This is a genomic window from Xanthomonas arboricola pv. guizotiae (genome assembly GCF_002940205.1).
Taxonomy (GTDB): domain Bacteria; phylum Pseudomonadota; class Gammaproteobacteria; order Xanthomonadales; family Xanthomonadaceae; genus Xanthomonas; species Xanthomonas arboricola_C.
The window spans coordinates 35123-61081 of the sequence record NZ_MDSK01000013.1 but is presented as its reverse complement, the minus strand read 5'-3'; the positions used below and the strand labels follow the sequence as shown (position 1 = coordinate 61081).

21 protein-coding genes and 1 tRNA gene are annotated in these 25959 nt (G+C 68.0%); 11 read left to right on the top strand and 11 right to left on the bottom strand.

Features of this window, described 5'->3' with window-relative positions; all coding sequences use genetic code 11:
• Positions 1 to 76: 76 nt before the first annotated feature.
• Positions 77 to 2146 (top strand): GGDEF/EAL domain-containing response regulator, encoded by a 2070-nt coding sequence (locus tag XarbCFBP7408_RS10000; RefSeq protein WP_104562821.1) that lies wholly within the window; start codon positions 77 to 79, stop codon positions 2144 to 2146.
• 102 nt (positions 2147 to 2248) lie between these two features.
• Here XarbCFBP7408_RS10000 and htpX read toward each other — a convergent pair whose 3' ends face one another.
• Positions 2249 to 3127, bottom strand: coding sequence for a protease HtpX (gene htpX / locus XarbCFBP7408_RS09995; protein WP_104562820.1), 879 nt, complete (start codon positions 3125 to 3127; stop codon positions 2249 to 2251).
• 97 nt (positions 3128 to 3224) lie between these two features.
• On the opposite strand from htpX, the gene gluQRS reads away from it, so the two are divergent.
• The 3 genes from gluQRS (at position 3225) to phaR (ending at position 5672) form a co-directional block, all read left to right on the top strand.
• Positions 3225 to 4124 (top strand): tRNA glutamyl-Q(34) synthetase GluQRS, encoded by a 900-nt coding sequence (gluQRS, locus tag XarbCFBP7408_RS09990; RefSeq protein ID WP_104562819.1) that lies wholly within the window; start codon positions 3225 to 3227, stop codon positions 4122 to 4124.
• A gap of 85 nt (positions 4125 to 4209) precedes the next feature.
• Entirely contained in the window at positions 4210 to 4950 is a 741-nt protein-coding gene (locus XarbCFBP7408_RS09985) for a beta-ketoacyl-ACP reductase (RefSeq protein WP_024939297.1), read from the top strand.
• A 158-nt stretch (positions 4951 to 5108) separates the two neighbouring features.
• Entirely contained in the window at positions 5109 to 5672 is a 564-nt protein-coding gene (gene phaR, locus XarbCFBP7408_RS09980; RefSeq protein WP_024939296.1) for a polyhydroxyalkanoate synthesis repressor PhaR, read from the top strand.
• 47 nt (positions 5673 to 5719) lie between these two features.
• Here the strand turns inward: phaR and XarbCFBP7408_RS09975 are convergent, their stop codons facing one another.
• The 6 genes from XarbCFBP7408_RS09975 to XarbCFBP7408_RS09950 form a co-directional block, all read right to left on the bottom strand.
• Positions 5720 to 6670: a TraB/GumN family protein gene (locus tag XarbCFBP7408_RS09975; protein ID WP_104562867.1), complete on the bottom strand. Its 951-nt coding sequence runs from the start codon at positions 6668 to 6670 to the stop codon at positions 5720 to 5722.
• A 28-nt stretch (positions 6671 to 6698) separates the two neighbouring features.
• The gene (locus tag XarbCFBP7408_RS09970; RefSeq protein ID WP_181106555.1) at positions 6699 to 7637 is read right to left on the bottom strand and encodes a DUF1684 domain-containing protein; all 939 of its coding nucleotides are present in this window, start codon (positions 7635 to 7637) and stop codon (positions 6699 to 6701) included.
• Positions 7637 to 9499 carry a DNA mismatch repair endonuclease MutL gene (gene mutL / locus XarbCFBP7408_RS09965; RefSeq protein ID WP_104562818.1) on the bottom strand — a complete coding sequence of 621 codons (1863 nt, stop codon included), beginning with the start codon at positions 9497 to 9499 and terminating at the stop codon, positions 7637 to 7639. Before mutL ends, XarbCFBP7408_RS09970 begins: the two co-directional genes overlap by 1 nt.
• 137 nt (positions 9500 to 9636) lie before the next feature.
• Positions 9637 to 11340, bottom strand: a complete 1704-nt coding sequence (locus XarbCFBP7408_RS09960) for an N-acetylmuramoyl-L-alanine amidase (protein ID WP_104562817.1) — start codon at positions 11338 to 11340, stop codon at positions 9637 to 9639.
• Positions 11341 to 11410: 70 nt separating this feature from the next.
• Positions 11411 to 11911 (bottom strand): tRNA (adenosine(37)-N6)-threonylcarbamoyltransferase complex ATPase subunit type 1 TsaE, encoded by a 501-nt coding sequence (gene tsaE, locus XarbCFBP7408_RS09955; RefSeq protein ID WP_104562816.1) that lies wholly within the window; start codon positions 11909 to 11911, stop codon positions 11411 to 11413.
• Positions 11908 to 13395, bottom strand: coding sequence for an NAD(P)H-hydrate dehydratase (locus XarbCFBP7408_RS09950; RefSeq protein ID WP_104562815.1), 1488 nt, complete (start codon positions 13393 to 13395; stop codon positions 11908 to 11910). Before XarbCFBP7408_RS09950 ends, tsaE begins: the two co-directional genes overlap by 4 nt.
• Positions 13396 to 13419: 24 nt before the next feature.
• Here XarbCFBP7408_RS09950 and queG point away from each other — a divergent pair, with 24 nt between their 5' ends.
• Complete coding sequence (queG, locus tag XarbCFBP7408_RS09945) at positions 13420 to 14487, top strand: tRNA epoxyqueuosine(34) reductase QueG (RefSeq protein WP_104562814.1); 1068 nt, start codon at positions 13420 to 13422, stop codon at positions 14485 to 14487.
• Between the two features lie 54 nt (positions 14488 to 14541).
• A complete protein-coding gene (gene xseA / locus XarbCFBP7408_RS09940; RefSeq protein ID WP_104562813.1) occupies positions 14542 to 15882 on the top strand; it encodes an exodeoxyribonuclease VII large subunit in 1341 nt (446 codons plus the stop codon).
• 213 nt (positions 15883 to 16095) lie between these two features.
• On the opposite strand, the gene XarbCFBP7408_RS09935 is transcribed toward xseA, so the two are convergent.
• Positions 16096 to 17364 carry a virulence factor gene (locus XarbCFBP7408_RS09935; RefSeq protein ID WP_104562865.1) on the bottom strand — a complete coding sequence of 423 codons (1269 nt, stop codon included), beginning with the start codon at positions 17362 to 17364 and terminating at the stop codon, positions 16096 to 16098.
• A 250-nt stretch (positions 17365 to 17614) separates the two neighbouring features.
• Complete coding sequence (locus XarbCFBP7408_RS09930) at positions 17615 to 19480, bottom strand: formylglycine-generating enzyme family protein (RefSeq protein WP_258072096.1); 1866 nt, start codon at positions 19478 to 19480, stop codon at positions 17615 to 17617.
• Between the two features lie 97 nt (positions 19481 to 19577).
• Here XarbCFBP7408_RS09930 and rnd point away from each other — a divergent pair, with 97 nt between their 5' ends.
• The 5 genes from rnd (at position 19578) to XarbCFBP7408_RS09900 (ending at position 23332) form a co-directional block, all read left to right on the top strand.
• Entirely contained in the window at positions 19578 to 20672 is a 1095-nt protein-coding gene (rnd, locus tag XarbCFBP7408_RS09920) for a ribonuclease D (RefSeq protein ID WP_104562812.1), read from the top strand.
• A 470-nt stretch (positions 20673 to 21142) separates the two neighbouring features.
• Positions 21143 to 21544: an H-NS family nucleoid-associated regulatory protein gene (locus XarbCFBP7408_RS09915; protein ID WP_104562811.1), complete on the top strand. Its 402-nt coding sequence runs from the start codon at positions 21143 to 21145 to the stop codon at positions 21542 to 21544.
• Between the two features lie 88 nt (positions 21545 to 21632).
• Positions 21633 to 21708, top strand: a tRNA-Ala gene (locus XarbCFBP7408_RS09910).
• A 173-nt stretch (positions 21709 to 21881) separates the two neighbouring features.
• A complete protein-coding gene (locus tag XarbCFBP7408_RS22735) occupies positions 21882 to 22058 on the top strand; it encodes a hypothetical protein (RefSeq protein WP_181106557.1) in 177 nt (58 codons plus the stop codon).
• A gap of 194 nt (positions 22059 to 22252) precedes the next feature.
• Positions 22253 to 23332: a sensor domain-containing diguanylate cyclase gene (locus XarbCFBP7408_RS09900; RefSeq protein ID WP_104562809.1), complete on the top strand. Its 1080-nt coding sequence runs from the start codon at positions 22253 to 22255 to the stop codon at positions 23330 to 23332.
• Positions 23333 to 23554: 222 nt separating this feature from the next.
• Here the strand turns inward: XarbCFBP7408_RS09900 and XarbCFBP7408_RS09895 are convergent, their stop codons facing one another.
• Positions 23555 to 24064 carry a chemotaxis protein CheW gene (locus XarbCFBP7408_RS09895; protein ID WP_016901606.1) on the bottom strand — a complete coding sequence of 170 codons (510 nt, stop codon included), beginning with the start codon at positions 24062 to 24064 and terminating at the stop codon, positions 23555 to 23557.
• An 11-nt stretch (positions 24065 to 24075) separates the two neighbouring features.
• Positions 24076 to 25734: a methyl-accepting chemotaxis protein gene (locus XarbCFBP7408_RS09890; protein ID WP_104562808.1), complete on the bottom strand. Its 1659-nt coding sequence runs from the start codon at positions 25732 to 25734 to the stop codon at positions 24076 to 24078.
• Between the last annotated feature and the right edge of the window lie 225 nt (positions 25735 to 25959).

The following is a 25959-nucleotide window of genomic DNA, read 5'->3' as shown; positions in this document are numbered from 1 at the left end:
GGATGCGGCCTTGTCCACAGACATGGACGCAGCCGAGTTCCTTCGTGTATTAAAGCCCGTCGCTAGGGAAACGCGCATGCAAAAAGGCAAAGATCTCACCCTCCGCCTGATGATCGTCGACGACAGTGTCGAAAGCGCGGAGGCGATCGTGAGCGCGCTGCGCAACGGCGGCATCGCGGTGCGTCCGTCGCGGCCGCAGACACCGGAAGAGCTCGCCAGCATGCTGTCGGGGCAGATCGACCTGGCCCTGCACGGGCAGGCGCTGCAGATCCCGATGAGCGCGTTGCAGCAGCAGATCGCCGGCAGCGGCAAGGATATTCCGATCATCCTGCTGGCCGAGCGGATCGAGGAAAACGCGCTGGTCGAGGCCGCGGCGCATGGCATTCGCGCCATCGTGCTGCGTCATCGCCCCGAACACCTGCTGGCGCTGGTGCGCTCGGAATGGGCCGACCTGCAGGCACGCCGCGGCCTGCGCCGCATCGAGGCGCAGATGCGCGAAACCGAGCGGCGCTGCGACGCCCTGATCGCCTCCTCGCGCGACCCGATCGCCTACGTGCACGAGGGCATGCACATCCGCGCCAACGAGGCGTATCTGGACATGTTCGGCTTCGAGTCGTTCGACGATGTCGAGGGCGTGTCGCTGCTGGACATGATCGCAGCCCAGTACGTCGACGATTTCAAGCAGCTGCTCAAGGCCATGTCCAAGGGCGAGCCGCCGCCGGCGCAGTACAAGCTCGACGCGCGCCGGCTGGAAGGCGACACCTTCCCGGCAACGATGGAATTTGCCACCGCGACCTACGAAGGCGAGCCGTGCATCCAGGTGGTGTTCCGCCGTCGCGAGGAGTTCGACCCGGAGCTGGCGCGCGAGGTCGAGGACCTGCGCCAGCGCGACCAGGTCACCGGCCTGCTCAACCGCCCCACCTTCATGGTGGCGCTGGAACAGGCGGTGGCGCGCGCCGGCCGCAGCGAAGGCCAGTCCGGCTTCCTGTTGATCGAGCCCGACCACTACGCGCGCCTGCTGCCCGAGATCGGCCTGGATTCGGCCGACGCGCTGATCGCCGCACTGGCCGCGCATGTGGCCAGCGTGAGCGATGACAGCGTGGTCGCCGCGCGTTTCGGCGAGCACAGTTTCGCGTTGCTGATGGACGGCAATTACGCGCGCACGCATGCACTGGCGGAGCTGATACGCGATGCCTTTGCGCAGCATGTCTTCAGCGTCGGCGCGCGCTCGGCCACGGTGACGGTGAGCATCGGCGGGGTGCAGATCGGCGAGAAGATCGCCAGCATCGGTCAGGTGCTCAGCCGCAGCACCGAGGCGGTGCGCACCACCGCCGAGCTCGGCGGCAACGCGGTCAGCATCTACGACCCGGCAGCAGCCGACCGGGCTGAAGAGGAACGCATCGAGCGCTGGGTGCAGCAACTGCGCGAGGCGCTGGTCGGCGACGGTTTCGTGCTGCATTACCAGCCGGTGCTCAACCTGCAGGGCGAGCCGCTGGAGCTGTACCAGGCCTTCCTGCGGCTGGAGCGCAACGGCGAGATGATGTCGCCGAACGCCTTCATGGCGATCGCCGAAGAACACGACCTGATCACCGAGATCGACCGCTGGGTGGTGGCACGCGCGATCCGCCAGCTCGGCGAGCGGCAACGTGCAGGACACAGGACGCACCTGCTGGTCCGCATCGGACCCAACTCGTTCTCCGATCCGCAGATGATCGACATCATCCGCGAGCAGCTGGCCGTGTACGGCGTGCCGGGCGAACGGCTGTGGCTGCAGACGCCGGAATCGAAGGTATTCACGCATCTGCGCAATGCCCAGCAGTTCCTGGCGGCGGTGTCGACGATGGGTTGCAAGGTCGGGCTGGAACAGTTCGGCTCGGGCCTGGATTCGTTCCAGCTGCTGGCGCATTTCCAGCCGGCCTTCCTCAAGCTCGATCGCGGCATCACCGGCGAGGTGGCCTCGGCGCGCGAAAGCCAGGAAAAGATCCGCGAGATCACCTCGCGCGCGCAGCCGGCCGGCATCCTCACCGTGGCCGAGTTCGTGGCCGATGCGCAGTCCATGAGCACCTTCTTCAGCGCCGGGGTGGACTATGTGCAAGGCGATTTCGTCGCCCCGACCGGGCCATTGATGAACTACGAGTTCGGCTGAGACCTGCCGTCATACGGCGTCACTGCCGCCACGCTCCGCCCAATAAAAAACCCGCAGGACGCGGGTTTTCTGTTGGGTCACGCATCGGTTGGCACTACCGCCTTACATCGCCGTACCGTTGGCGGCGCGCAGCGCAGCGATACGCTCGGCCAGTGGCGGATGGCTCAGGAACAACCGGCGCAACCCATCGCCGCCGCCGCCGGAAATGCCGAAGGCCTGTATCTGCGAAGGCAAGCTGTTCTGGCCATGGTTGAGCGACAGGCGCTCCAATGCCGCGATCATCTTGCCGCGGCCCGCCAGTTGCGCACCACCGGCATCGGCGCGGAATTCGCGGCGACGCGAGAACCACATCGCGATCATCGTCGCGAACAGGCCGAACACCATCTCCAGCACGAACACGATGATGTAGTAGGCAAAGCCGCGGCCACCGTCGCGATTGCCCGACATGGCGCTGTCGATGACGCCGCCGACCACGCGCGCCAGCACGATCACGAAGGTATTGAGCACGCCCTGCAGCAAGGCCATGGTGACCATGTCGCCATTGGCGACATGCGCGATTTCATGGCCCAGCACCGCCTCGGCCTCGTCCTGGCTCATGTGCTGCAGCAGCCCGGTGGACACCGCCACCAGCGCGTTGTTGCGGTTGGCGCCGGTGGCGAAGGCATTGATTTCCGGGCCGTCGTAGACCGCCACTTCCGGCATGCCGATGCCGGCCGCCTCGGCCTGGCGCCGCACCGTCGCCAGCAGCCAGCGTTCGGTCGGCGTGCGCGGCTCGCTGATCACCTGCGCACCGGTACTGCGCTTGGCCATGAACTTGGACAGCAGCAACGAGATGAACGCGCCGCCGAACCCGAACACGGCCGCCATCACCAGCAGGCCGCTCATCTGCGCAGGATTGACGCCAAGCACCGACATCACGACGCCGGCCAGCATCAATACCGCAAGGTTGGTCAGCAGGAACAGGAAAATGCGGTTGAACATGATGCGACGACTCCACGCGAGCAGGATGAACTGCAGCGGATCTGCGGCCGTCGGCGCTTGAAATCAAGCGATCACCTGACCGACGATTCAGCCGATCATGCCAGATTTCCCCTACCGCGGCCGCTTCGCACCCTCCCCGACCGGCCCGTTGCACTTCGGCTCCCTGCTGGCGGCGTTCGGCAGCTGGCTGCTGGCACGGCACGCCGGCGGGCAGTGGTGCGTGCGCATCGAGGACATCGATCCGCCACGTGCCGAACCCGGCGCCGCCGCGCGCCAGCTGCGCACGCTGGCCGCCTTCGGCCTGCGCTCGGACCTGCCGGTGCTATACCAATCCGGGCGCCACGCGCACTACGACGCTGCCGTCGCCACCTTGCTGGAGACCGGGCTGGCGTTCGAATGCAGCTGCAGCCGGGCCGAGCTTGCCGGCATGGGCGGCATCCACCACGCCTGCGTGGCGCCGCTGGGCGCCCGCCGCGCGGTGCGCCTGCGGGTGCCGCCACAGCCGCCGGTCGGCTTCGACGACGCGCTGCAGGGCCACGTGGTGCAGGACGTGCATGCCGAGGTCGGCGACGTGGTGCTGCGCCGCGCCGATGGCTACTGGGCCTACCAGCTGGCGGTGGTGGTCGACGATGCCGCGCAGGCCATCACCGATGTCGTGCGCGGTGCCGACCTGCTGGACTCCACCCCGCGCCAGTTGCTGCTGCAGCGCGCGCTGGGCCTGCCGCAACCGCGCTATCTGCACCTGCCGCTGATCCTCGACCACGCCGGCCGCAAGCTGTCCAAGTCGCATGCTGCGCCCGCGCTGGACGATGCCGATCCGCAACCGGCCCTGCGCGCCGCCTGGGCCGTGCTGGGACAGCAGCCGGCGGCCTTGCCGCGCCGGGCGGCGCTGGACACCTTGCTGCAGCATGCGGTGCAGCATTTTTCGCCACAGCGGTTGCCCCGGCACCTGCATCTGGACGCCAACGGACGCGCATCGCAGCCCCGGCGTGACTAGAATTGCGCCCCGGCACCGGCGTCGGGCCAGGCAGCGCGCCCATGCCCTGCCCACGCGCGGTCTTAATCTGTCCATTGGAGTCGTCATGACATCTCGCGTCGTATTGGTCACCGGCGGCACCGGCGGTATCGGCACCGCCATCTGCAAGCGCCTGGCCGACCAGGGCCACCGGGTGGCCAGCAACTTCCGCAACGCCGAAAAGGCCCAGGCGTGGCAGCAGCGCATGCAGACCCAGGGCTACGACATCGCCCTGTTCCGCGGCGATGTGGCGTCCTCCGAACATGCGCGCAGCCTGGTCGAGGATGTGCAGGCTGCGCTGGGGCCGATCGAAATACTGGTCAACAACGCCGGCATCACCCGCGATACCACCTTCCATCGCATGACCGCCGAACAATGGCATGACGTCATCAACACCAATCTCAACTCGGTGTTCAACGTCACCCGCCCGGTGATCGAAGGCATGCGCCAGCGCGGCTGGGGACGGGTGATCCAGATCAGCTCGATCAATGGCCTGAAGGGCCAGTACGGGCAGGCCAATTACGCGGCCGCCAAGGCCGGCATGCACGGCTTCACCATCTCGCTGGCGCGGGAAAATGCTGCGTTCGGGGTCACCGTCAATACCGTGTCGCCGGGGTATGTGGCCACCGACATGGTGATGGCAGTCCCGGAAGAGGTACGCGCCAAGATCGTGGCCGACATCCCCACCGGCCGCCTCGGCCGGCCGGAGGAAATTGCCTATGCGGTGGCATTCCTGGTCGCGGAAGAGGCCGCCTGGATCACCGGCTCCAATCTGGACATCAACGGCGGCCACCACATGGGCTGGTAAGGTTTGCTGCAACTTTGCGATGCAGCATAAAAACCCTTGAAAATCATGCTGCGCAGCATTTTTTAGGTGTCTACTTAAGAAAATAAGGCCTTGTGGCGGTTGCAAGGGCTGTTGCGGTGCGCCATCCTGCGCGCACTATCAGTGTGAGTGAACGTTCCATGGCCGGACTTCGCATCATCAAGAAGTATCCCAACCGCCGTCTCTACGACACGGAAATTTCTAGCTACATCACCATCGAGGACGTGCGCCAGCTCATCATCGATGGCGAAGAATTCGAGGTACGCGACGCCAAGAGCGGCGAAGACCTCAGCCGCGCAGTCTTGCTGCAGATCATTGCCGACCGCGAGCAGGACGGCGAGCCGATGCTCTCCACCCAGTTGCTGAGTCAGATCATCCGTTTCTACGGCGACTCGCTGCAGGGCTTCATGGGCAACTACCTGGAGCGCAGCATGCAGGTGTTCCTGGACCAGCAGCAGCAGTTCCGCCAGCAGATGGGCAACCTGCTCGGGCAGACCCCGTGGGCGATGATGAACCAGCTGACCGAGCGCAACCTGGAGTTGTGGCAGGAGTTCCAGCGCAACTTCGGCGCCGGCTTCGGCCGTCCGGGCGGCCCAGGTACGCCGCCAACCCCGCCGGGCGCCAGCGGCATGGGCAGCGGCCCGATGGGCACCGGCACGCATGGCACTGCCGGTAGCGCCGGCAAGGCCCGCAACCGCGGGTAAGGCAGGCGCGGCGCCGGGAGCCGTGCCACGCTCCACGGCGCCGCCGATCAGCGGCCGGCCTGCCCCGCGCAGGCCGAGCAGATCCGCTGCACGCGATAGCCACGCGCGCGCAGACGCTCCACCACGCCATCGCTTCCCAGCAGGTGCAGCGCACCGACCACCACCAGCGTGGTCCCGCCGCCCTTGCCGAGCCGCTGCTCCAGCCGCGGCACCCAGCGCGCATTGCGCTCGACATTGATGTGCTGGTACAGCGCCGGGTAGTGCTGCCGCATTTCTTCGGCCATCTGCGTGGACAGGGTACGCACATCGCCACTGCGCCAGGCCGCGTGCAGCTGACGCAGCTGATCGTTGGCGCCGGCATCGTCCAGCGATTCCTCCAGCAACTGATGCTGTTCGGTAGGCGACATGCCATCGAGCAAGGCAATCTGTTCTTCGGCACGCTCCAGCCCATCGGCCGGTTTGCCGCCGGCCTGTGCCTGCGCCATCAGGTAATGGTCCAGACCGGCATTCGGGTCCATGCCTTGCCGGCTCATCTCCGCCAGGCTGATCGTCAGCGCCACGAACCAGGGCTCCAGGGACTGCAGGCTGTCCACCGCCATCCCGTGTTTGCGGGCGTAGGTGGTCAGCGCCTGCCAGGTCTTCGGATCCAGTGCGTCCTGCAGGCGACGCCCGTCGCTGCGCCGCGCCGCCTGCAGCATGCGGCCGGCCAGTTCGGGCGACTGCGCATCGGAGGGCGGCAGTTCGAACACCAGCCGGTCGGCCTTGGCGAAGGCCTGCATCACATCCGGCGACAACGGGTAATCGCTGGGCTTGAGCACATGGAACGAACCCAGCAGATACAGCGTGCCGCCCTTGCCATCGACCTTCCACAACAGCGGCACCGGCGGACCGGCCGGCGCCTCGCTGCCGGCGCGCGCCCAGGCCGGTGCGACCGCCCCGCTCCATAGCGCCAGAGCGATCACCGCACTGCTGCTCCAGGCCGCCAGCCGGGCGCGCATGCTGGCCTTCACCACGTTGGTCTCCACGTCAGTGCGGCACCTTGTAGGTCTTCTCGCCGGCCGACACCGCCAGGTCGATGCGGTTTTCCGGCGGCGGCAGCGGACAGGTCGCAAACGGAGTGAACGCGCACGGCGGGTTGTAGGCACGATTGAAATCGACGACCACATGCCCGGAGGCGTCGGGCACGTCCAGGTCCAGAAAGCGTCCGGCCGGATAGCTGCCGTGCCCGCTGGTGCGGTCGGCGAACACCACGAACATCGGCCGCCCGGGTTCGCCGATGGTCTCCAGCCGATACGCCTTGCCATCGCGCTCGAAGGTGATTGCCCCGGCGTTGGGCTGTTCGCTGCTGATGCCGACGATGTCCACGATCGGGATGGTCTTGCCGACATCGTTGGGCACATAGCGCGCGCTGATGCGCCAGGACGGATCGACCGGCCAGTAGTCCAGCCCGGCGAAGTGGCTGCGCGATGGCGCGTCGGCATGCTTGACCCGCAGCGCATTGCGGTCGCCGCGATGGATCAGGCTCAACACGCCCTTGCCGCCATCGAAATGGATGAAGGTCGGCTGCGGGTCGCGATCGGACTGGAAGCGGATCCTGCCGGTCAGCGGCTTGCCGTCGACGGTCAATGCTGCGCCGCGCTCGGGGACGAACCAGACCGTATCGGCCTCGGTCGCGACCATGCCCATCTTGGGTGGCCCGACCGCCAGCCTGATGCCGCTGTCGGCGCTGCTGCCGATGTAATGCGCCTTCAGCGACAGCCAGTGCAGGCCGACCAGGCTGGTCCAGCCATCGGGCGCGCGCAACTCGGTCAGGCGCGCCTCGCGCCAGGCCGCGTTGTCGGCCAGAAAGGCCTTGTCGAGTGCGGCCGGCGCTGCCGGTGGCGCTGCATCCTTGCCGCAGCCGGCCAGCGCCGCACACACCAGCATGCCGAGCAGCCAGCGGTTCCCCTTGTGCAATACAGCCATCAGCGCCCCCTCAGGAACCAGCGATCGATTTCGCCCAGGGTAAACCGTGCCCAGGTCGGTCGGCCATGGTTGCATTGGCCCGAGCGCTCGGTGATTTCCATATCGCGCAGCAGTGCGTTCATTTCCGGCACGGTCAGGCGCCGGTTCGCGCGCACCGCGCCATGGCACGCCATCGTGGAGAGCAGTTCGTCGCGTGCACTGGCGATGCGCCGGCTCTGGCCATGCTCGCGCAGATCGCCGAGCACATCGCGCAACAGCGCCTCCGGTTCGGCATTGGCAAGCAGCGCGGGAATGCTGCGCACATGCAGCGACTGCGGGCCGGCGCGGGTGATCTCGAAGCCCAGGCTGGCCAGCGTGTCGGCTTCGCGCTCGGCGGTGTCGGCCTCGCGCTCGCCCACCGCCAGCGTCATCGGCACCAGCAGCGGTTGTGCATGCAGGCCGATGCTGTCGTGCGCGTTCTTGAGCCGCTCGTAGCCGATGCGTTCGTGCGCGGCGTGCATGTCCACCACGATCAGGCCTTCGGCGTTCTCGGCCAGGATGTAGATGCCGTGCAACTGCGCGACCGCATACCCCAGCGGCGGCACGCCGCTGTCCGCGGCCGTCGCCGGCAAGCCCATCCCCGCGCCCTCCGGCAAGCCTGCGGACGGCTGCTGCGCGCCACTGGGCGGCGGCGCATACAGCGCGCTGTAGGCCGCACGCGCCTCGTCCACGCGCAGGCCCAGGGGGGTCTGCGATGGTGTCCACTGACCGTAGCCGGCACCGCCGCCACTGCCGTTTCCGGCACCGTAGTTTGGACGATCGAGCATGCCGCCCGGCGCCGCAACCGTGTCGCTGGCGCCGTCCGTGCCGAGGCGGTTGGGCATGGCGCCGGCGCGCGTCTGCGCCAGCGCGTCCTGCAAGGTGCGGTAGACGAAGTCGTGGATCAGCCGCGCCTCACGGAAACGCACCTCGTGCTTGGCCGGATGCACGTTGACGTCCACGCGCGCCGGATCCAGTTCCAGGAACAGCACGTAGGCCGGCTGGCGACCATGGAACAGCACATCGCCATACGCCATCTTGACCGCGTGCGCGACGCTGCGATCGCGCACCGAGCGGCCATTGACGTAGAGATACTGCTGGTCGGTACTGGCGCGCGAGTAATGCGGCTGCGCGACCCAGCCATGCAGCCGCAGGCCGGCGCCACTGTGATCGACGCGCAAGGCCTGTCGTGCGAAATCCTCGCCCAGGGTTTCGCCCAGCCGCGCATCCGAATACAGATCGCCCGGCCTGTAGCGACGCGACGGTTTGCCGTTGTGCGAAACCCGCAATTCCACATCCGGCCGCGCCAGCGCCAACGAGCGCAGCCATTCTTCGATATGCCCCAGCTCGGTGCGCTCGGCACGCAGGAACTTGCGCCGCGCCGGCACGTTGAAGAACAGCTCGCGCACCTCGACCGTGGTGCCGGGCGCATGCGCACGTGGCACCACTTCGCCCAGGCGCCCGCCATCGATCTCCAGTGCGGAGCCATGTTCGGCATCGTGGCGGCGCGAGATCAGGGTGAAACGGCTGACCGAGGCGATCGACGGCAGGGCTTCGCCGCGGAATCCGAGCGTGGCCACGGTCTCCAGATCGTCCAGCGATGCGATCTTGCTGGTGGCATGCCGCGACACCGCCAGCGGCAGTTCGTCGGGGGTGATGCCGCCGCCGTTGTCGCGGATGCGGATCAGCCGCACGCCGCCCTCTTCCAGCTCGATATCCACGCGGGTGGCACCGGCATCGAGCGCATTTTCGACCAGTTCCTTGACCACCGACGCAGGCCGCTCGACGACTTCGCCGGCGGCGATCTGGTTGATCAGGATCTCGGGGAGCTGACGGATCGCCATCAGCACAGGCGCTCGCGCTGGACGCAGACTGCGGAGCGTATCGAGGGTGTAACAGGCAAGGCAGACGTCGGCACGGCAATCCGGCGGCGCACAGGCGCCGTCATCAAGGAATCAGTGCGGAATGATAGCCGAGCGGCTCAGCGGCTGCCGCCGGCCACGGTGCCGACACCGGCATCGGCTTCGGCCTGCGCGCGTGCGGCAAACAGCGTGCCCGGCGGCGGCTGGCGGGTGAAGAAGGTATCGATGCCATCCAGCACGGCCGAGGCGATCTTGCGCTGGTAGGCCGGATCGATCAGCCGGCGCTCTTCGTCCGGATTGGAAATGAAGGCGGTTTCCACCAGCATCGCCGGCATGTCGGAGGTGCGCAGCACCGCGAAGTTGGCCCGCTCCAGCTGCGGCTTGTGGTTGTTGCCGATCCGCTTGAGGCCGCCGAGCACATGCCCTGCCGCATCTTCGGAGGCCTTCATGTGGCCGCTCTGCGCCAGATCCAGCAACACATTGGCCAGCGTGCTTTCAGTCTGCTGCAGACGCACGCCGCCGACCAGGTCGGCGGCATTTTCCTTGTCGGCCAGCCAGCGCGCACGCTGCGAGGAGGCGCCCTTGGTCGACAGCACATAGACCGAGGAGCCGGTTGCACTGCGGTTCTCGGCAGCGTCGGCGTGGATGGAGATGAAGATGTCGGCCTTGGCGGCGCGGGCCTTCTGCGCGCGCATCGGCAGCGGAATGAACACGTCGGTATCGCGCGTCAGGTAGGCCTTCATGCCGGGAGTGGCATTGATCTGGCGCGCCAGCTCGCGGCCGACCGCCAGGGTGACGTCTTTTTCGCGCTTGCCGGTGGGGCCCATGGCGCCGGGATCCTGGCCGCCGTGTCCCGGATCGATGGCCACGATCAGCGGCCGCATGCCCGGTGCCATCTTGATCCGCGAGGCCTCGCTGGGCAGCACCGGACGCGGCGGCAGGTCGTCGCTGTCCGCCGAGTCGACGCTGCCGGCAGCCGCATTCGGCGTGGCGGCGATGGCATTGGCGGATGCAGCACCCAGCGGCGCGTTGCCGCCATTCAAGATGGCCGCCGGCGATGCGGCGTTGCCTGACAGCGACGAGGCTGGCAAGGCACCGCCGGTGGAGACGGTGACGCGGTTCGGGGTGCCGGCAGTGCTTACTGACGCGGCCGTGCTGGTCGTCACCGCGGTCGTGGCGGTGCCTGGACGCGGTGCCGGCACGCCGGTGGCGACCGTGGTCGGTACCGGTGCCGGAGTCACGCTGGGCATGGCCGAGGCAGGCACGTACGGTGCGGGCGCCGGAGCAGGCGGCACCACCGCTGCACGCTGCGCGGACGCCGCCAACGCAGCGGTCGCGCGGGCGGCTTCGGACTGTGCATTGGCCGGGCGCGGCGGCGGCAGCGCGGCAGGTGCTGCGGTGGTGACTGCGGTGCCTGCGGCCGGCGGATCGCCCGGCCACTCGATCACCAGGGTCGATGCGCTGCCCAGTGTCTGCATCTGCGGCTTCAACGGCGTCACCGGCGTTGCCAGCTCGAACACCACCCGGAAGGTGCCCGGCACCGGTTGACCGGTACGCACCGACGTCACCAGGCCCGCAGCCGGCGGCAGCCTGAGGCCACGCACGCCCGAGGAATCGGGGAAGTCCACCACCAGCCGATTGGGGTTGGCCAGCGACAGCGTCCTGAATCCGCCGCTGCCGGCGAGCTGGATCTCCGCACGCGTGCCGGTGGCACCGGTGCTGACGCCGACGCCCTTGATTTCGCCGGCCCACGCAGCAAAAACCGCCAGACTGAGGCTGGCGGTCAGGGCGGAAACACAGAACTGGCGGAACCCCGGTGTCATGGCGCTGGATTCAATCACCCAAACGCGTGAATTGCAAGGTGATTTCCCTTAATAATCCACAACCTGGCGTTCATTCTTCCTGTGAGCTGGCATAAAGGGGCCGCAACTGAGGCACGTCCGACAGCCGCGCCAGCCAGTCGCGCCCGCTTTCGCTGCGGCCCAGCAGCGTCACGCTGCGTCCCTCGCCCTCTACCGCCAGCTCCACATCCAGATCCACCGGCGGCAATGCACCTGCACCGCGTTCCGGCCATTCGACCAGCCACAGGCTGGCGCTGCCTTCGTCGAGCCCGAGAAAATCCAGTTCCCCGGCCTGCCCGATGCGGTACAGATCCAGGTGCCAGGCCTCGTCGCCAGTGCCGAGCGGATAGCGCTCGACCAGCGTGTAGGTGGGGCTGCGAATCGGCCCGGTGACGCCGAGCGCGCGCAGCAAGGCGCGCGCCAGCGTGGACTTGCCTGCGCCGAGATCGCCGTGCAGTTGCACCATCGCGCGGGCGGGCCGCACCGCGGCCAGGGCCTGCCCCAGGGTGTCGGTGGCCTGCGCATCGACCAGGTGTGCGTTGAGCTGGCTCATGCAACGGATCCGGCATTGGCGAGGCGGCGCAGTTCGGGCAGTAGATCGGTCGGCAGCAGGCCGCGCTCGCCCGCGCGCGCAGCCGCATCGCCGGCACAGGCATGCAACAAGGCGCCCAGGCTGGCGGCATCGAAGGGCGACCAGCCCTGGGCCAGCAAGGCTGCGATCACGCCGGTCAGCAGGTCGCCCATGCCGCCGACCGCCATGCCCGGATTGCCGGCATCGATGATGCGCGGCACCGCGTGCGGCGCGGCGATCACGCTGCCGGCGCCCTTGAGCACCACCACTGCATCGAAACGTTTGGCCAATGCATCTGCGGCAGTCAGCCGATCCTGCTGAACCCGCCTGGTCGACATCCCCAGCAGACGTCCGGCTTCGCCGGGATGCGGGGTCAACACGCGCGGGCCGCGCGCCGGCACCGGGTTGGCGGCCAGCAGATTCAGGCCGTCGGCATCGATGACGACCGCGCTGTCCGAGGCCAGCACCGCGCGCCACAACTGCTGCGCCCAGGCGTCCTGCCCCAGGCCCGGACCCAGCGCGACCACGTCGGCGGCGTCAGCCAACGCGGCGATGTCGTCGTCGACCTGCACCGCGCGCACCATCGCTTCCGGGCAGCGCGCCAGCAGCGGCGCGACGTGCTCGGCGCGGGTGGCGACCTGCACCAGCCCTGCCCCGCTGCGTAGGGCCGCTTCGGCGGCGAGCATGATCGCGCCGCCGCTGCCGAGGTTGCCGCCGACGCACAGCACGCGGCCGGACTCGCCCTTGTGCGTATTGCGTCGCCGCGGGCGCAACTGCGCGGCCAGGGCGTCGATGTCCCAGCTGTGCGCGGCCGGCGCCAGGCCGTCAAATGCAGCCTCCGGCACGTCCAGCGACGCGGTTGCGCGCGTGCCGGCATGCTCCAGCGCATCACCGGTATAGAGCCCCAGGTGCGGCACGATGAACTGCAAGGTGGCCTGCGCGCGCACCGCGGCACCAAAGGCCACGCCATGATCGGCATCGATGCCGCTGGACACATCCAGCGCAAGCACCGGCACACCGGCGGCGTTGATGGCGTCGATCAAGGCGGTGGTCTCGGCGTCGGGCGCGCGGTTGAGGCCGATGCCGAACAGCGCATCGACGATCACATCGGACTGCGCCAGCGGCGAGGGAAACAGCTCGATCGCACCGCCCACGCCCAGATAGTCGGTACAGGCGCGTTGCGCCAGCGGCGATGCCGGGCCGTGCCCGGCAAGATGCACCACCTGCACCCGGCGCCCGGCCCGCTGCGCCAGGCGTGCCAGCACATAGCCATCGCCGCCGTTGTTGCCGGTGCCGCAGACCACCACGATGCGGCGCGCCTGCGGCCAGCGTTCCAGCAGATGCTGCCAGGCGGCCTGTCCGGCGCGCTGCATCAAGATGTAGCCGTCGCCGCCGAGCAGCGTGGTGGCCTGCGTGTCCAGCCTGCGCGCGGCGGCGGTGTCGTAAAGATCGAGCGGTGCGTACATGCCGGGAATTCTATACTTGTCGCCATGTCTGCCGTCCTCGCCCGCCCCGACCCCACCGATGCCGCCGCGCGCATCCGCGCGCTCGCGCGCGAGGCCGGCTTCCAACGCTGCGGCATCACCGGCATCGAGCTTGGCGAAGACGAGGTGCATCTGCGCAGCTGGCTGGAAGAAGGCCTGTACGGAACCATGCACTGGATGGCCCAGCACGGCGACAAGCGTTCGCGCCCGCAGGAGCTGGTGCCGGGCACCTTGCGCGTGCTGTCGGTCGGCATGGACTACGGCCGCAAGGACGACACTGAGGCCTGGAACACCTTGCACGACGGCACACGCGCCTACGTGGCACGCTACGCGCTGGGGCGCGACTACCACAAGCTGATGCGCAACCGGCTGCAGAAACTGGCCGAGCGTATCCAGGGCGAAGTCGGCGCGTTCGGCTATCGGGTGTTCGTGGATTCGGCACCGGTGCTGGAGCGCGCACTGGCGCGCAATGCCGGGCTGGGCTGGATCGGCAAACACACCTGCCTGATCGACCGCAATGGCGGCTCGTGGTTCTTCCTGGGCGAGATCTACCTCGACCTGCCCTTGCCCATCGACACCCCGGCCACCGCGCATTGCGGCACCTGCACACGCTGCATCGACGTCTGCCCGACCCAGGCCATCATCGCCCCGTACCGGCTGGATGCGCGCCGCTGCATCGCCTATCTCACCATCGAACACGAGGGCGCGATTCCCGAGCAGATGCGCAAGCCGATCGGCAACCGCATCTTCGGTTGCGACGACTGCCAGCTGGTCTGCCCCTGGAACAAGTTCGCCCAGCGCAGCGACGAAGCCGATTTCCGCGCCCGCAACGAGCTGGATGTGGCGACGCTGCCGCAGCTGTTCGCCTGGGACGAAGACGAGTTCCTGCGCCGCACCGAAGGCAGCCCGATCCGTCGCAGCGGCCATCAACGGTGGCTGCGCAACATCGCGGTCGGCCTGGGCAATGCGCCCGGCACGCCGGAGGTATTGGCGGCACTGCAAGCGCGCCGCCACGACGCCTCGGAGCTGGTACGCGAACACGTGGGCTGGGCGCTGGCGCAACACGGTTTGTGAGTTCCCGCCCGATGCGCTCACGCATGCGCATCGCCGCTGCGGGATAATGCGGCGATGGCCGACCGCAACGAACAGATCCTCACCCCCAGCCAGCTCAACACGCTGGCACGCGACCTGCTGGAAGGCAGTTTCCCGCTGGTCTGGGTGGAGGCAGAGCTGAGCAGCGTCACGCGCCCGTCCTCGGGCCATCTGTACTTCACGCTCAAGGACGCGCGCGCGCAGATCCGCTGCGCGATGTTCAAGCCCAAGAGCAGCTGGCTGAAGTTCCAGCCACGCGAAGGGCTGCGCGTGCTCGCGCGCGGACGTCTCACCCTGTACGAAGCGCGCGGCGACTACCAGCTGGTACTCGACCATATGGAAGAGGCCGGCGAAGGCGCCCTGCGCCGGGCCTTCGACGAACTGCGTGCGCGCCTGGCCGCCGAGGGCCTGTTCGATGCCGAGCGCAAGCAGCCGTTGCCGGCGCATGTGCGGCGGCTGGCAGTGATCACCTCGCCCAGCGGTGCGGCGGTGCGCGACGTACTCAGCGTCCTGGCGCGCCGCTTTCCGTTGCTGGAAGTGGACCTGCTGCCCTCGCTGGTGCAGGGCGACAGCGCTGCGGCGCAGATCACCGCGTTGCTGCAGCGCGCCGATGCCTCCGGGCGCTACGACGTCATTCTGATCACCCGCGGCGGTGGCTCGCTGGAAGACCTGTGGGCCTTCAACGACGAACGCCTGGCCCGCGCGATTGCCGCCGCGCAGACGCCGGTGGTGTCGGCGGTCGGGCACGAGACCGACTTCAGCCTCAGCGATTTCGTGGCCGACGTGCGCGCGCCCACACCCTCGGTGGCGGCCGAACTGCTGGTGCCCGATCAGCGCGAGCTGGTCGCGCGCGTACGGCGTGCGCATGCCCGCATGGCCCAGGTGCAGCAGCACGCGCTGGGCAACGCGATGCAGCGCGCCGACCGGCTCGCCCTGCGCCTGCGTGCGCACAGCCCGCAGGCGCGACTGCAATTGCTGCAACGCCGGCAGCAGGACGCCGGCCGCCAGCTGCGCACGCGCATGACCCAGGTGCTGGAGCGTCTGCAGGCAGGCCTGCAACGGACGCAGGCGCGCCTGCACGCGCACAACCCGCAACGCGATCTGGCCACGCTGCAGCAACGCCTGCGTGCACTGCATCCGCAGGCAGCGATGCAGCGGCGCCTGCAGCACGATCAACTGCGGTTGCGCAGCCTGGCACGCTCGCTGGAAGCGGTCAGCCCGCTCGCCACCGTCGCGCGTGGCTATGCCATCGTGACCCGCCCCGCCGATGGCAGCGTGGTGCGCAGCGCCGCCGAGGTCGGCGCCGGCGAGCGCCTGCGTGCGCAGCTGGCCGATGGCAGCATCCAGGTGCGGGTGGAGCCGGGCAACGACGACTGACGACGGTAACCGCGCGTGCTGCGTGGTTGCCGCGGGCGACCAGCAAGCGCGCACGCATCGCTTTGTCGCGATAACGACGAGCTGCAGGGCGGTCGCCCGAGCAGCGCCGTGGATTGGCACAAAGGGCGCGCCGATGCGGCGCCACCCGCGTCACCCAGGCGAATCAAGCCTGGATCAACCCTTCAACCCGCCGCAGACCGTTCCGCGTGCAGATCAGAGGGCATCAACGGCTCTCTGACCATGAGTGGGTGTCTGCGCCGCCTGCCGCCAGCCCTGCAGCAGCAGCCCGGCCAGCACCACCGGATCGTGGTCGAAGTGATGCCCGCCCGGACGCGCCACCACCTGCACGCCACGCGCGCGCAATTCCGGACACAGCGTGTCCTTTTCCTGATCGCCGTAGATGCATTGCAGGCGATGCGCATCCAGCGACTGGATCGCCGGTTCCACATCGCGCTCGGCATCGTTGTGCCAGCCCAGCCAGCCACCGACGCGCACCTTGAAATCGGCCTGATGGGCAAGCCCGAGCAGGCTGACAAACTGCACCGATGCGCGCTGCCGGGGCGACAGCTCGGGATAGGCAAACGGCAGCACATCGGCGCCGAACGAGTAGCCCACCAGCGCGACGTGGTGGATATGCCAACGCTGCTGATAGGTCGCGATCACCCGATCCAGGTCTGCCCCGACCTGCTGCGGCGTGCGGCTGGCCCAGAAGTAGCGCAGGCTGTTCCAGCCCACCACCGACACGCCTCGCTGCTGCAATTGCGCGGCAATGCCCTTGTCCAGTTCGCGCCAGCCGCCGTCGCCGGACAGCATGACCACCATGCGGTCGCTACCGGGCGCGTGCAGTTCGACCAGCGGCAGATCGCCCACGCCCTGCGCCTGCGCCGTCAGGAAATGGCCCCGGGTGGCGGCCGCGATCTGCAGGGGGCTGGCCGCGTCGACCAGGTCGTCGAGGAAACCTTGATTGGCATCGGGCACGCCGCGCGAGCAGGCCAGGCCGCCATCGCTGGCGCCGCCATCGGCGACGACCGCACCGCCCAGCACGTCGGGCGCGGCCGAAGCCAGTGCCTGCCGCGCCAGCACCGCGCCATCGCCCTGCCCCACCAGCACCGGCGGCAGGAACGCGTCGACATGCTCGGCGCGCAGCAACTTCTTGCCCAATCGTTCGGCATCGTCGGCCAGGGAGCTGCAGGCTGTGTGATGCGCGCGCACCCGTTCGCGATAGCTGGCGGTATCGACCACCGCGACCAGCGCGCCGTCGTTGCTCAACATCTCGGCGAGCCGCTGGCCGTCCTGCGCATGGCCGCTGTCGGGCAACAGCACCACCATGGCCTTCGGCGTGCCTTCCGGACGCAGCACCTCCACCGAGCGGTAATGCCCGGCGGTATTGCCGTCCTGCAGATGACGCGCCACGGCGTAGCCACTGCCACCGATCAGCAGTGCCGCGATGACCCAACGAAACACCTTGATTCCCCAGCCCATCACCACAATCCTCGCAAGCGCTGGCGCTTGGACCATGACCACGGCGACCGGTTCCACCGCGATCACGGCAGCGTTCGCTGCGGTTAAGCCTGCACGGCCCGGGCTTGCGGCGACACCGGGCCTGAAGCTATCCGGGTCATCGCAACGAGGGGCACTTCTAAAGTGGGCCTGCCACCCGGACAGCATGCCGATCGGCGATCGTTCTGCGTGCGGGTGCACATCGCGCATGCGCACGGACGTGCAGCCGCCCCTAGATGCCGCGCGCCAGGCGGAAGCCGATCCGCGCGCTGGTGCTGTCCGAATCCTGCGACTGCCGCCAGGCCGCACGCGTCTGCTGCGGCGAGTTGGCCCAGCTGCCGCCGCGGATCATGCGCTGCCGACAGCCGGGGTTGAACCAGGCGGCACCGTCGGCCGGCGCGCGTCGGTAGCTGGCATGCCAGCAGTCGGCCACCCATTCGCTCAGGTTGCCGCCCATGTCGTGCAGCCCCCAGGCATTGGCGCGAAAGCTGCCGACCGGCGCCGGTCCCCAGAAACCGTCGCCGTAGCCGACAAAGCCGTTGTTCCAGTGCCTGCCACTGCGCGAGACATCGTTGCCACCGGTGAAGTTGCCGGCATCCAGCGGCGGCGATCCGGCATTGCCCCAGGGATAGCGCCCGGTGGTGCCGGCGCGCACCGCGTATTCGAACTCGGCCTCGCTGGGCACGTGGTAATGGCGGCCGGTCTGTTCCGACAGCCAGCTCGCATAGGCTTCGGCGTCGCGGATGCTGACGTGCATCACCGGGCTGTTGGGCGCGGCCTGCGCGCCGTTGTAGTCGGATTGCCAATCCACCCCGCTGCGACGGATGAAGTTGCCGCTGCGCTCGTCGTACACCACCGAATGCCCGCGCCGGGTGGCACGCGGGCGCGCGCCGGTCGCCTCGACGAACTGGCGGAATTCGGCCACCGTCACTTCGGTGATCGACAACGCAAACCCACGCGCGAAACGCACGTAATGCGCCGGGCGCTCGTTGTCGGAGGCGCCGGGCTCGGCATCGCCGGCGCCCATCTGGAACGCGCCATGCGGCACCACGATCATCTGCGGACCGCGCCCGCCGACCTTGAGCCCGTCGGTGAACACCTGCCCGGGGCGAAAGCTGCCGTAATGGGTGGCCAGCTCCAAGCGGCGGCGCAGGTCGCCGGCCACCGCATCGCCCGGGTCGGCGATGCGCAGCACCTCGGCCAGTGTTTCGCCAGCCGCCTTGAGGCCGCGGGGCGAGGTGAGATCGTGCAGGCCGGCGTCGTGCAGGGCGGCGATCTGGGCACGACGCATGCGCTCGATGCGCGCACGTGCATCGGCAATGGTCGGTGCGCGCTCACGCACCTGCCCGGCCATCTGCAACCAGTAGCGTGCGCCGATGAAGTCGCTCGCCTCGGCCGCCTGCTCGGCGCGTGCCAGCAGGCCGCTTTCCACCGCAGCCAGCCCCTGACGCGTGCGCGGATTGTCCGGATCCAGCTGCGCCGCATCACGAAAGTTCACCAGCGCCCCATTGCCGTCCTCGCCCAGGCGGCCGCTACGCAGATCCTCCTCGCCGGCACGGTTGAAGCCCAACACCCGCTGCGCGGTTTCCACTGCGCGTTGCAGTGCGCGCACCGTCGGGTCCTGCGGAGCGAGCGCCAGCGCCACGATGGCCAGTTCACGCGCCTGTTCCAGCGCGCTGTCCTGACGGTCGGTCTGCGCGATCAGCGCCTGGCCGCGCTCGATCAACCGGCGCCGCGCCTGCTCCAGCCCGCGCCGGCTGGCCGCGTCCTTGCCGTCGGCGCGTTGCTGGATGGCCAGATACAGCGGAATCGCATCGTCGGCGTCACGATAGAGCCGGTCGTCCTTCAATGCCTGGTCGGCGCGCTTGCGCACCTGCGCCAGCGGCTCATCGCCCAGGTCCACTGGCGGCGGCTGCCATTGCGCCACGGTTTCGGCGGATTCTTCGCCACCGATGGACACATTCGGCTTGCTCGGCACCGCGGCGGCGGCAGCGGGTTGCGGCGCAGCGGCAGGCGCTGGCGTCGGTGTCCGCGAACAGGCGCACACGCTCAGCGCAACCAATGCCCACGCTGCGATCCGGTTACCGCACTCACCCACCACCTGCTCCTTCCAGTGCTCTGCCGCACGACAGGCGATCGCGACGTTAGGCTATTCTGCGCGTTCTGCGCAAACCCTTGCTGTCGACGGAAATCACGTGCCCCATTGGATCACCCACCCCTCCGAGCTGAGCGAACGCCTGCAGGCATCGCGTCCGTCCCGCATTGGCCTGGATACCGAATTCATTCGCGAACGCACCTACTGGCCGCAACTGGCGCTGGTGCAGATGGCCATCGGCGAGGAGATCCTGCTGATCGACCCGCTGATCCCGGGCATGAACGAGGCGCTCAGGGAATGGTTGACCGCCACCGACATCGTCAAGGTGATGCATAGCGCCAGCGAAGATCTGGTCACCTTCAAATGCGCCTGCGGTGTGTTGCCGCGGCCGCTGTTCGACACCCAGATTGCCGCGGCACTTGCAGGTGTTGGCGGCGGCATGGGCTACCAGAAACTGGTGCAGGAAATGACCGGCACCTTGCTGAGCAAGGGCGAGACGCGTTCGGACTGGATGCGTCGCCCGCTATCGCCGTCGCAGCTGGAATACGCCGCCGACGACGTGCGCTACCTGTTCGCGATCCACGACAAACTCACCCGCCGTCTCACCGAACAGAACCGCCTGGACTGGCTGTCCGAAGATGCCGAGCGCCTGCTCGCCACGGTGGAACACGACGATGGCGAGCGCTGGCCGCATGTGAGCCTGCGCACTGCGCAGTTCCTGGAGCCTGCGGCGCAGCGCCGCCTGTTGCGCCTGTTGCGCTGGCGCGACCTGCAGGCGCGCCAGAGCGATCGCCCGCGCAGCTGGATCCTGGATAACGAACTGGCCAGCCAGCTGGCACGCTTTCCGCCCGCCGATCCGGACGCCTTGCTGCGCCAGTTCGACAAGTTTCCCAAGGCGCCGCGCAAGCTTGCCGCCGCAGTGTGGGAAGCGCTCAACACGCCGCTGCCCGACGAGGACCAAGCGCCGCTGGCGCAGGCCGCCACCGACGGCAACAAGGCCGTGCTCAAGCGCCTGCAGGATGCGGTGGCCCAGCGCAGCCGCGAGCTGGGATTGCCCGACGGCATCCTGGCCTCGCGCCGGCATCTGGAAACCCTGATCGAGCAACGCAGCTGGCCCACACCGCTGGGGCAATGGCGCCGCGACGCGCTGGAGGCGCAGCTGACGCCGTTGCTGGAAGACGCCACGGCGCAGTGACGTGATGCAGTGGTCGCCAGGCCACGCCCGCACGCGGTCGTGGCGACGCGGGCAAGCCGCAGAGGGCCGCTCGCCGGCTGCATCCGCACATCGCCGGCGATGCGGCTGACCAGCCATTCGGGCAGCATCCTCGTCGGTCGCCGCATCCGCCCCTGCACAGCGCGCCGTCGAAACTGGCGCAGTCCATCGGGACATGCTTGGCCCTGATGCAGTCAGCAACTGGCCAAGACTGCATGCGGGTGTCATCCCGCCTGGCCTGCTGCTGTATCGTTATGGTCGGGGTCGCCGCCTGCGCAGGCAGGCTCGCCGGCCTCGCCAGGACACTGCAAACGCGTGATCAGTCCTGTGAAAGGCCTGGCCACGCCATGTGCAGGCACCCGCACGCACAACGGCCGCCCCCGGGCCACATGCCATAATGACGCGCGCCCATTGGGCAACGTCTCCACCCCTTATTCCGAGGCCATACCTCTGTGAGCAATACCACCTCCAAACTGGATTCCATCGCGCAAGCCAAAGCCAAGCTGCTGGACGAACTGCAGAAGCTGGAAGAACAGGAAAAGACCGAGCGCGCGAGCGAAGCGTCCTCTGCGCATGCCACCATCGTCTCGCTGCTTGAGCAGTTTGCCGGCCACTTCAACACCAAGCAGCGCAACGATATTGCCGCTTACCTGGGCACCGCCCCTGCACGCAAGGAAGTGGTCAAGAGCGGCCGCAGCGAAGTCAAGCCGAAGTACGAACTGCCGCACACCGGCGAGACCTGGTCCGGCCGCGGCCGCACGCCCAAGGCCTTCGCCGCCTGGGAAGGCTCGGTGTCGTACAAGGAATGGAAGGCCAAGAACCCGGACCTCAAGTTCCCGCTGGTGCGCGAGTGATTGCCGCAGGATCGCGCCTGCGGGCGGCGATCCAGGCCCCCGGACTGCTTGGCGAATTACGCGACATGTGGTTAGAATCCAGGCACGTGGGGCGGTAGCTCAGCTGGGAGAGCGTCGCGTTCGCATCGCGAAGGTCGAGGGTTCGATCCCCTTCCGCTCCACCATTGCTTCAATCGTAAAGGCCTCGGAAACGTCATGTTTCCGGGGCTTTTGCGTTTTGAGCTCCTGCACCGGCAGCGCGTCGGCTTGGTGCAATGCCAGGCCCCGGCGCGGCCATGTCGCCAGGATCACATCGCGCGCGCTAACGTCCGTTTCATCATCACGCCGGACGCACGCCATGAGCAACAAGCAGAGCCAGCCCGACCAGGCCGCCGACGATCCGCACGGTGTCTCGGAGAGCCAGCAGGGTCGTAAACAGGACGAGGTCGCCAAGCAGCGCTCTGGGCAGAAGGACATGCAGATCCATGACGAACAGACCCGCCGCCCCCAGGGCAACGACGGCCAGGGCGAATGAGGCGCCAGGCAGGGCGGCTCTGCAGCGCGTTAGCTGTCGCTGCCCTGCCCTGCCCGATGTGGCAAGATCGGCGAAGGGCGTCATCCGCTGGGGTGGATGAGGTCCGCGCCAACCAACGCGTGCGATGGGCTGAGACACGGCTTCGCCGCACGTACATCCATTGCCTGACGGCGCCTTGTTCCGGTGGTCTATCCATGCAGATTCCTGACGCGTCCGCGTTGCACCTCTTCCACGCGACGCTGCTGCCGCGCAACGCCGCCGTTGCAGCGCAGCTGCCGGCGAACGAAGACGAACGTCTGGCCGCATTGCAGGACTACCAGCTGCTGGACACTGCACCGGAGCCGGTCTACGACGCCTTCACCTCGAGCGCGGCCGAGGTCTGCGGGACGCCGATGGCCCTGATTTCGCTGATCGACACGCAGCGCCAGTGGTTCAAATCGAAACTGGGCATGGCGCCACGCGAAACCCCGCGCGAACTGTCGTTCTGTGCGCACGCGATCCTCGAACCCGATCAGGTGATGGAGGTTGGCGACACCCACCAGGATGCGCGCTTCGTGGGCAATGCGCTGGTGACCGGCGAGCCGCAGATCCGCTTCTACGCCGGCGCCCCGCTGCTGACCTCCGACGGGATCGCGCTGGGCACGCTGTGCGTGCTGGATCGCACCCCCAGGCGCCTGTCGGCCGCCGAGCGCGACGCGCTGCAGGCGCTGGCACGGCAGGTCGTCGACACCATCGAACTGCGGCGTGCGGCCAAGCTGGTCGAGCTGGACGTGCTGCGCGACGAGCTCACCGGCGTGTGGAACCGCGCCGGTCTGGAGCATGCGCTGCAGACAGTCGAACAGGGCTCGCCCGTCGCTGCGACGCCATCGTTCGCGCTGGCGCTGATCGAGCTGGATGGCTTCAAACGGCTGAGATTGCAGGCGGGCGCCGCGGCAGCGGATGCAACGCTGATCCAGGCTGCCAGGGTGATCGAAGCGCAGTTGCCGGATGCCGCCACGGTGGCGCGCCTGAACCGTGATCATCTCTGTGTCGCCTTGCCGGAAACCGCGGCAACCAAGGCAATGGAGCTGATCGAGGCTGTGCGCAAGGCGATCGAAGCGGCCAGCTGGCCAGCCGGCGCACTGACGATCAGCGCAGGGCTGGTCGAGGTGGCAGCCGGTGCCTCGCTCGACAGCAATGCCTTGCTGGCGCGCGCGCGGCACGCCCTGCAGGGCGCGATCGGCAATGGACGCAACCGCGTGCAGCGCTTCAATGGCTGGCATCGGCAGGACTGAGCGGCAGACCGCGCGTGGGCTCGGCGAGGTAGGCCAGCAGGGCGCTGATTGACACGACTGCGCAACCTTGAATCGCTAGATCGATGCCTGTGTACGGCTGCAGTCTTTCCACTTACGACCGCAGTGCACACACACCCGCCAGCGTGCCTGTCTTGCGTGGCTAACGCGTGTAGCGATCAGCTGCCAGGCGGCAGTCGTATCGTCAGCTGCGCTTGGCCAGCCTCAGGCTGCCAGCGCATCGGTATTGCCGGCGATTTCGTCCACTTGCAGCACCTGCTCCATCTCCAGCAGCACCACGAAGCGCTCGCCCACCTTGCCCATGCCGCGCAGCAGGTCGCGGCGGATATGCGTGCCGAACGATGGCGCCGCTTCGATGTCCTGATCGGCCAGTTCGATCACCGCGTTGACCGCATCGACCAGCACCCCGATCACCTGCGGTCCCTGCGCCTGTTCGGTGGCCAGGATCACGATGCAGCTGCGCTTGCCGATCGCGCTGTCGGCACGTCCCAGCCGCGACTGCAGATCCACCACCGGCACCACCGCGCCGCGCAGGTTGATCACCCCGCGCACGCAGGCCGGCATCGACGGCACCGGCGTGGGTGCGCGGTACTGGATGATTTCGCGAATGCCAAGAATGCTGATGGCGAAGGTTTCGCCATCCAGCTGGAAGGTCAGGTACTGGGCCGCCGCATCGGCGTCGCCAGGCATCACATCGGGAGTCTGTGCAGTCATCGATCGGTCTCTCAGAAGCGGGCGAACTGGCCTTCGTCCGGGCCCTCGGACATCGCATAGGCCGGCGCTGCGGTGCTGCGCCAGCCGCGCGCGCCGGGTGCACGTGCCGGGCGTGCGGCCGCCACCTTGCCGCGCTTGGGCGGCGTGGTCGCCGGTCCCTGCCCGCCCAGGCGGAAGAACGCCATGCTCTGCTGCAGCTGCTCGGCCTGCGCGCTCATTTCCTCGGCAGTAGCGGCCAGTTCTTCCGACGCACTGGCGTTCTGCTGGGTGGTCTGGCTCAGCTGCACCACCGCCGAATTGATCTGGCTGACGCCGGAGGATTGCTCTTCGGAGGCCGCGGAAATCTCCTGCACCAGGTCCGAGGTGCGCTTGATGCTGGGCACGATGGTGTCGAGCAGACGGCCGGCGCGATCGGCCAGTTCGACGCTGGAACTGGCCACCTCGCCGATCTCCTGCGCGGCCACCTGGCTGCGTTCGGCCAGCTTGCGCACCTCGGCGGCCACCACGGCAAAGCCCTTGCCATGTTCGCCGGCGCGCGCCGCTTCGATCGCGGCATTGAGCGCGAGCAGATTGGTCTGATACGCGATGTCGTCGATGATGCCGATCTTCTGCGCGATCTGCTTCATCGCCTGGGTGGTGGCGACTACCGCTTCGCCGCCTTCGATGGTCTCCTTCGCGGCCTGAGTGGCCATGCCATCGGTGATGCGGGCGTTTTCGGTGTTCTGGCTGATCGATGCGGTCATCTGCTCCAGCGAGGCGCTGGTTTCCTCCACACCGGCGGCCTGTTCGCTGGCAGCCTGCGACAATGATTGTGCGGTGGCGCTGACTTCCTCCGACGCGCTGGCCAGGGTTTCGGCACTGGTGTTGACCTCGCCGACCACCTGCGAGAGCTTCTGCACCATCGTGCGCATCGCTTCGAGCAGCTGCGCGGTTTCGTCGCGGCCATGCACGTCGATGCGCATACTCAGATCGCCTTCGGACAGGCCGTTGGCCACCGTCACCGCGCGGCGGATCGGGCCGGTGACGCTGCGGCTGATCACCACCCCGAGAATCGCGCCGAGCAGCACGCCACCGCAGATGATGGCCATCAGCAACTTGGAGCTGCGCGCGTGGATGCTGCCGGCTTCGGCATTGGCCGAGGCGGCGCTGCGCTCGCGCAGGCCGCTCAGATCCGTCATCAAGGTATCGACTTCATCCGAGCTGGCACGCACCGCACGCGACAGCTCGGCCAGTTCCGGGTTGGCGTCGCGCAAGGCTTCGCGGTTGGCGGCGTCGATGAAACGGCCGCGCTCTTCCAGGTATTTCTGCCAGGCGCGGTCGAACTGCGCCAGCTTGTTCCTGCCTTCTTCGGTCTGGAAACTGGAACGCGCACGCGTCATGTAATCGACCACCTTGGCGGTGTACTTGTCGATGTTCTGCACATGCGACTGGCGCTCTTCGACGCTGCTGGCCAGCAACAGGTTGGCACGTGCGCGGCCGGCGTAGATCAGGTTGATGTTGGCTTCCTTGACGTTCGACAAGCCGAGCAACTCGCGCTCGTAAAGCGAGGTCGACAGGTCGCTGATCCGACCGGAGTTGGAATAACCCACCCACCCGATGCATGCGCCGATCGCCGAGACGATCAGGAACGCCACGATCAGCCTGGTTCCGATTCTGAAGTTGCCTAACATTGGGGAGTTCTCTCGAAGATGGTGCATGCGCGACCTGCGTGGCAGGGTCGCCCGGTGGCCTGGTGCGGGTGCCGCTCGCTGACCTGCGGCTTGTCTAACCAATCGCTAATGGCTATCGGCGAGGCCAAAACGCGCTTGAGACGCAAACGGCGCTTAACCGCGTATTCACACCATCGGATATGCGCTTTTGTGACCGGTCATGCGCTAGCACGGCCCCGCATTCGG

What these genes read in the sequence shown, in the direction of transcription:
- XarbCFBP7408_RS10000 (WP_104562821.1), top strand. Translation starts at nt 77, where the DNA reads ATGCAAAAAGGCAAAGATCTCACCCTCCGCCTGATGATCGTCGACGAC.
- htpX (WP_104562820.1), bottom strand. Translation starts at nt 3,127, where the DNA reads ATGTTCAACCGCATTTTCCTGTTCCTGCTGACCAACCTTGCGGTATTG.
- gluQRS (WP_104562819.1), top strand. Translation starts at nt 3,225, where the DNA reads ATGCCAGATTTCCCCTACCGCGGCCGCTTCGCACCCTCCCCGACCGGC.
- XarbCFBP7408_RS09985 (WP_024939297.1), top strand. Translation starts at nt 4,210, where the DNA reads ATGACATCTCGCGTCGTATTGGTCACCGGCGGCACCGGCGGTATCGGC.
- phaR (WP_024939296.1), top strand. Translation starts at nt 5,109, where the DNA reads ATGGCCGGACTTCGCATCATCAAGAAGTATCCCAACCGCCGTCTCTAC.
- XarbCFBP7408_RS09975 (WP_104562867.1), bottom strand. Translation starts at nt 6,670, where the DNA reads ATGCGCGCCCGGCTGGCGGCCTGGAGCAGCAGTGCGGTGATCGCTCTG.
- XarbCFBP7408_RS09970 (WP_181106555.1), bottom strand. Translation starts at nt 7,637, where the DNA reads ATGGCTGTATTGCACAAGGGGAACCGCTGGCTGCTCGGCATGCTGGTG.
- mutL (WP_104562818.1), bottom strand. Translation starts at nt 9,499, where the DNA reads ATGGCGATCCGTCAGCTCCCCGAGATCCTGATCAACCAGATCGCCGCC.
- XarbCFBP7408_RS09960 (WP_104562817.1), bottom strand. Translation starts at nt 11,340, where the DNA reads ATGACACCGGGGTTCCGCCAGTTCTGTGTTTCCGCCCTGACCGCCAGC.
- tsaE (WP_104562816.1), bottom strand. Translation starts at nt 11,911, where the DNA reads ATGAGCCAGCTCAACGCACACCTGGTCGATGCGCAGGCCACCGACACC.
- XarbCFBP7408_RS09950 (WP_104562815.1), bottom strand. Translation starts at nt 13,395, where the DNA reads ATGTACGCACCGCTCGATCTTTACGACACCGCCGCCGCGCGCAGGCTG.
- queG (WP_104562814.1), top strand. Translation starts at nt 13,420, where the DNA reads ATGTCTGCCGTCCTCGCCCGCCCCGACCCCACCGATGCCGCCGCGCGC.
- xseA (WP_104562813.1), top strand. Translation starts at nt 14,542, where the DNA reads ATGGCCGACCGCAACGAACAGATCCTCACCCCCAGCCAGCTCAACACG.
- XarbCFBP7408_RS09935 (WP_104562865.1), bottom strand. Translation starts at nt 17,364, where the DNA reads ATGGGCTGGGGAATCAAGGTGTTTCGTTGGGTCATCGCGGCACTGCTG.
- XarbCFBP7408_RS22735 (WP_181106557.1), top strand. Translation starts at nt 21,882, where the DNA reads ATGAGCAACAAGCAGAGCCAGCCCGACCAGGCCGCCGACGATCCGCAC.
- XarbCFBP7408_RS09900 (WP_104562809.1), top strand. Translation starts at nt 22,253, where the DNA reads ATGCAGATTCCTGACGCGTCCGCGTTGCACCTCTTCCACGCGACGCTG.
- XarbCFBP7408_RS09895 (WP_016901606.1), bottom strand. Translation starts at nt 24,064, where the DNA reads ATGACTGCACAGACTCCCGATGTGATGCCTGGCGACGCCGATGCGGCG.
- XarbCFBP7408_RS09890 (WP_104562808.1), bottom strand. Translation starts at nt 25,734, where the DNA reads ATGTTAGGCAACTTCAGAATCGGAACCAGGCTGATCGTGGCGTTCCTG.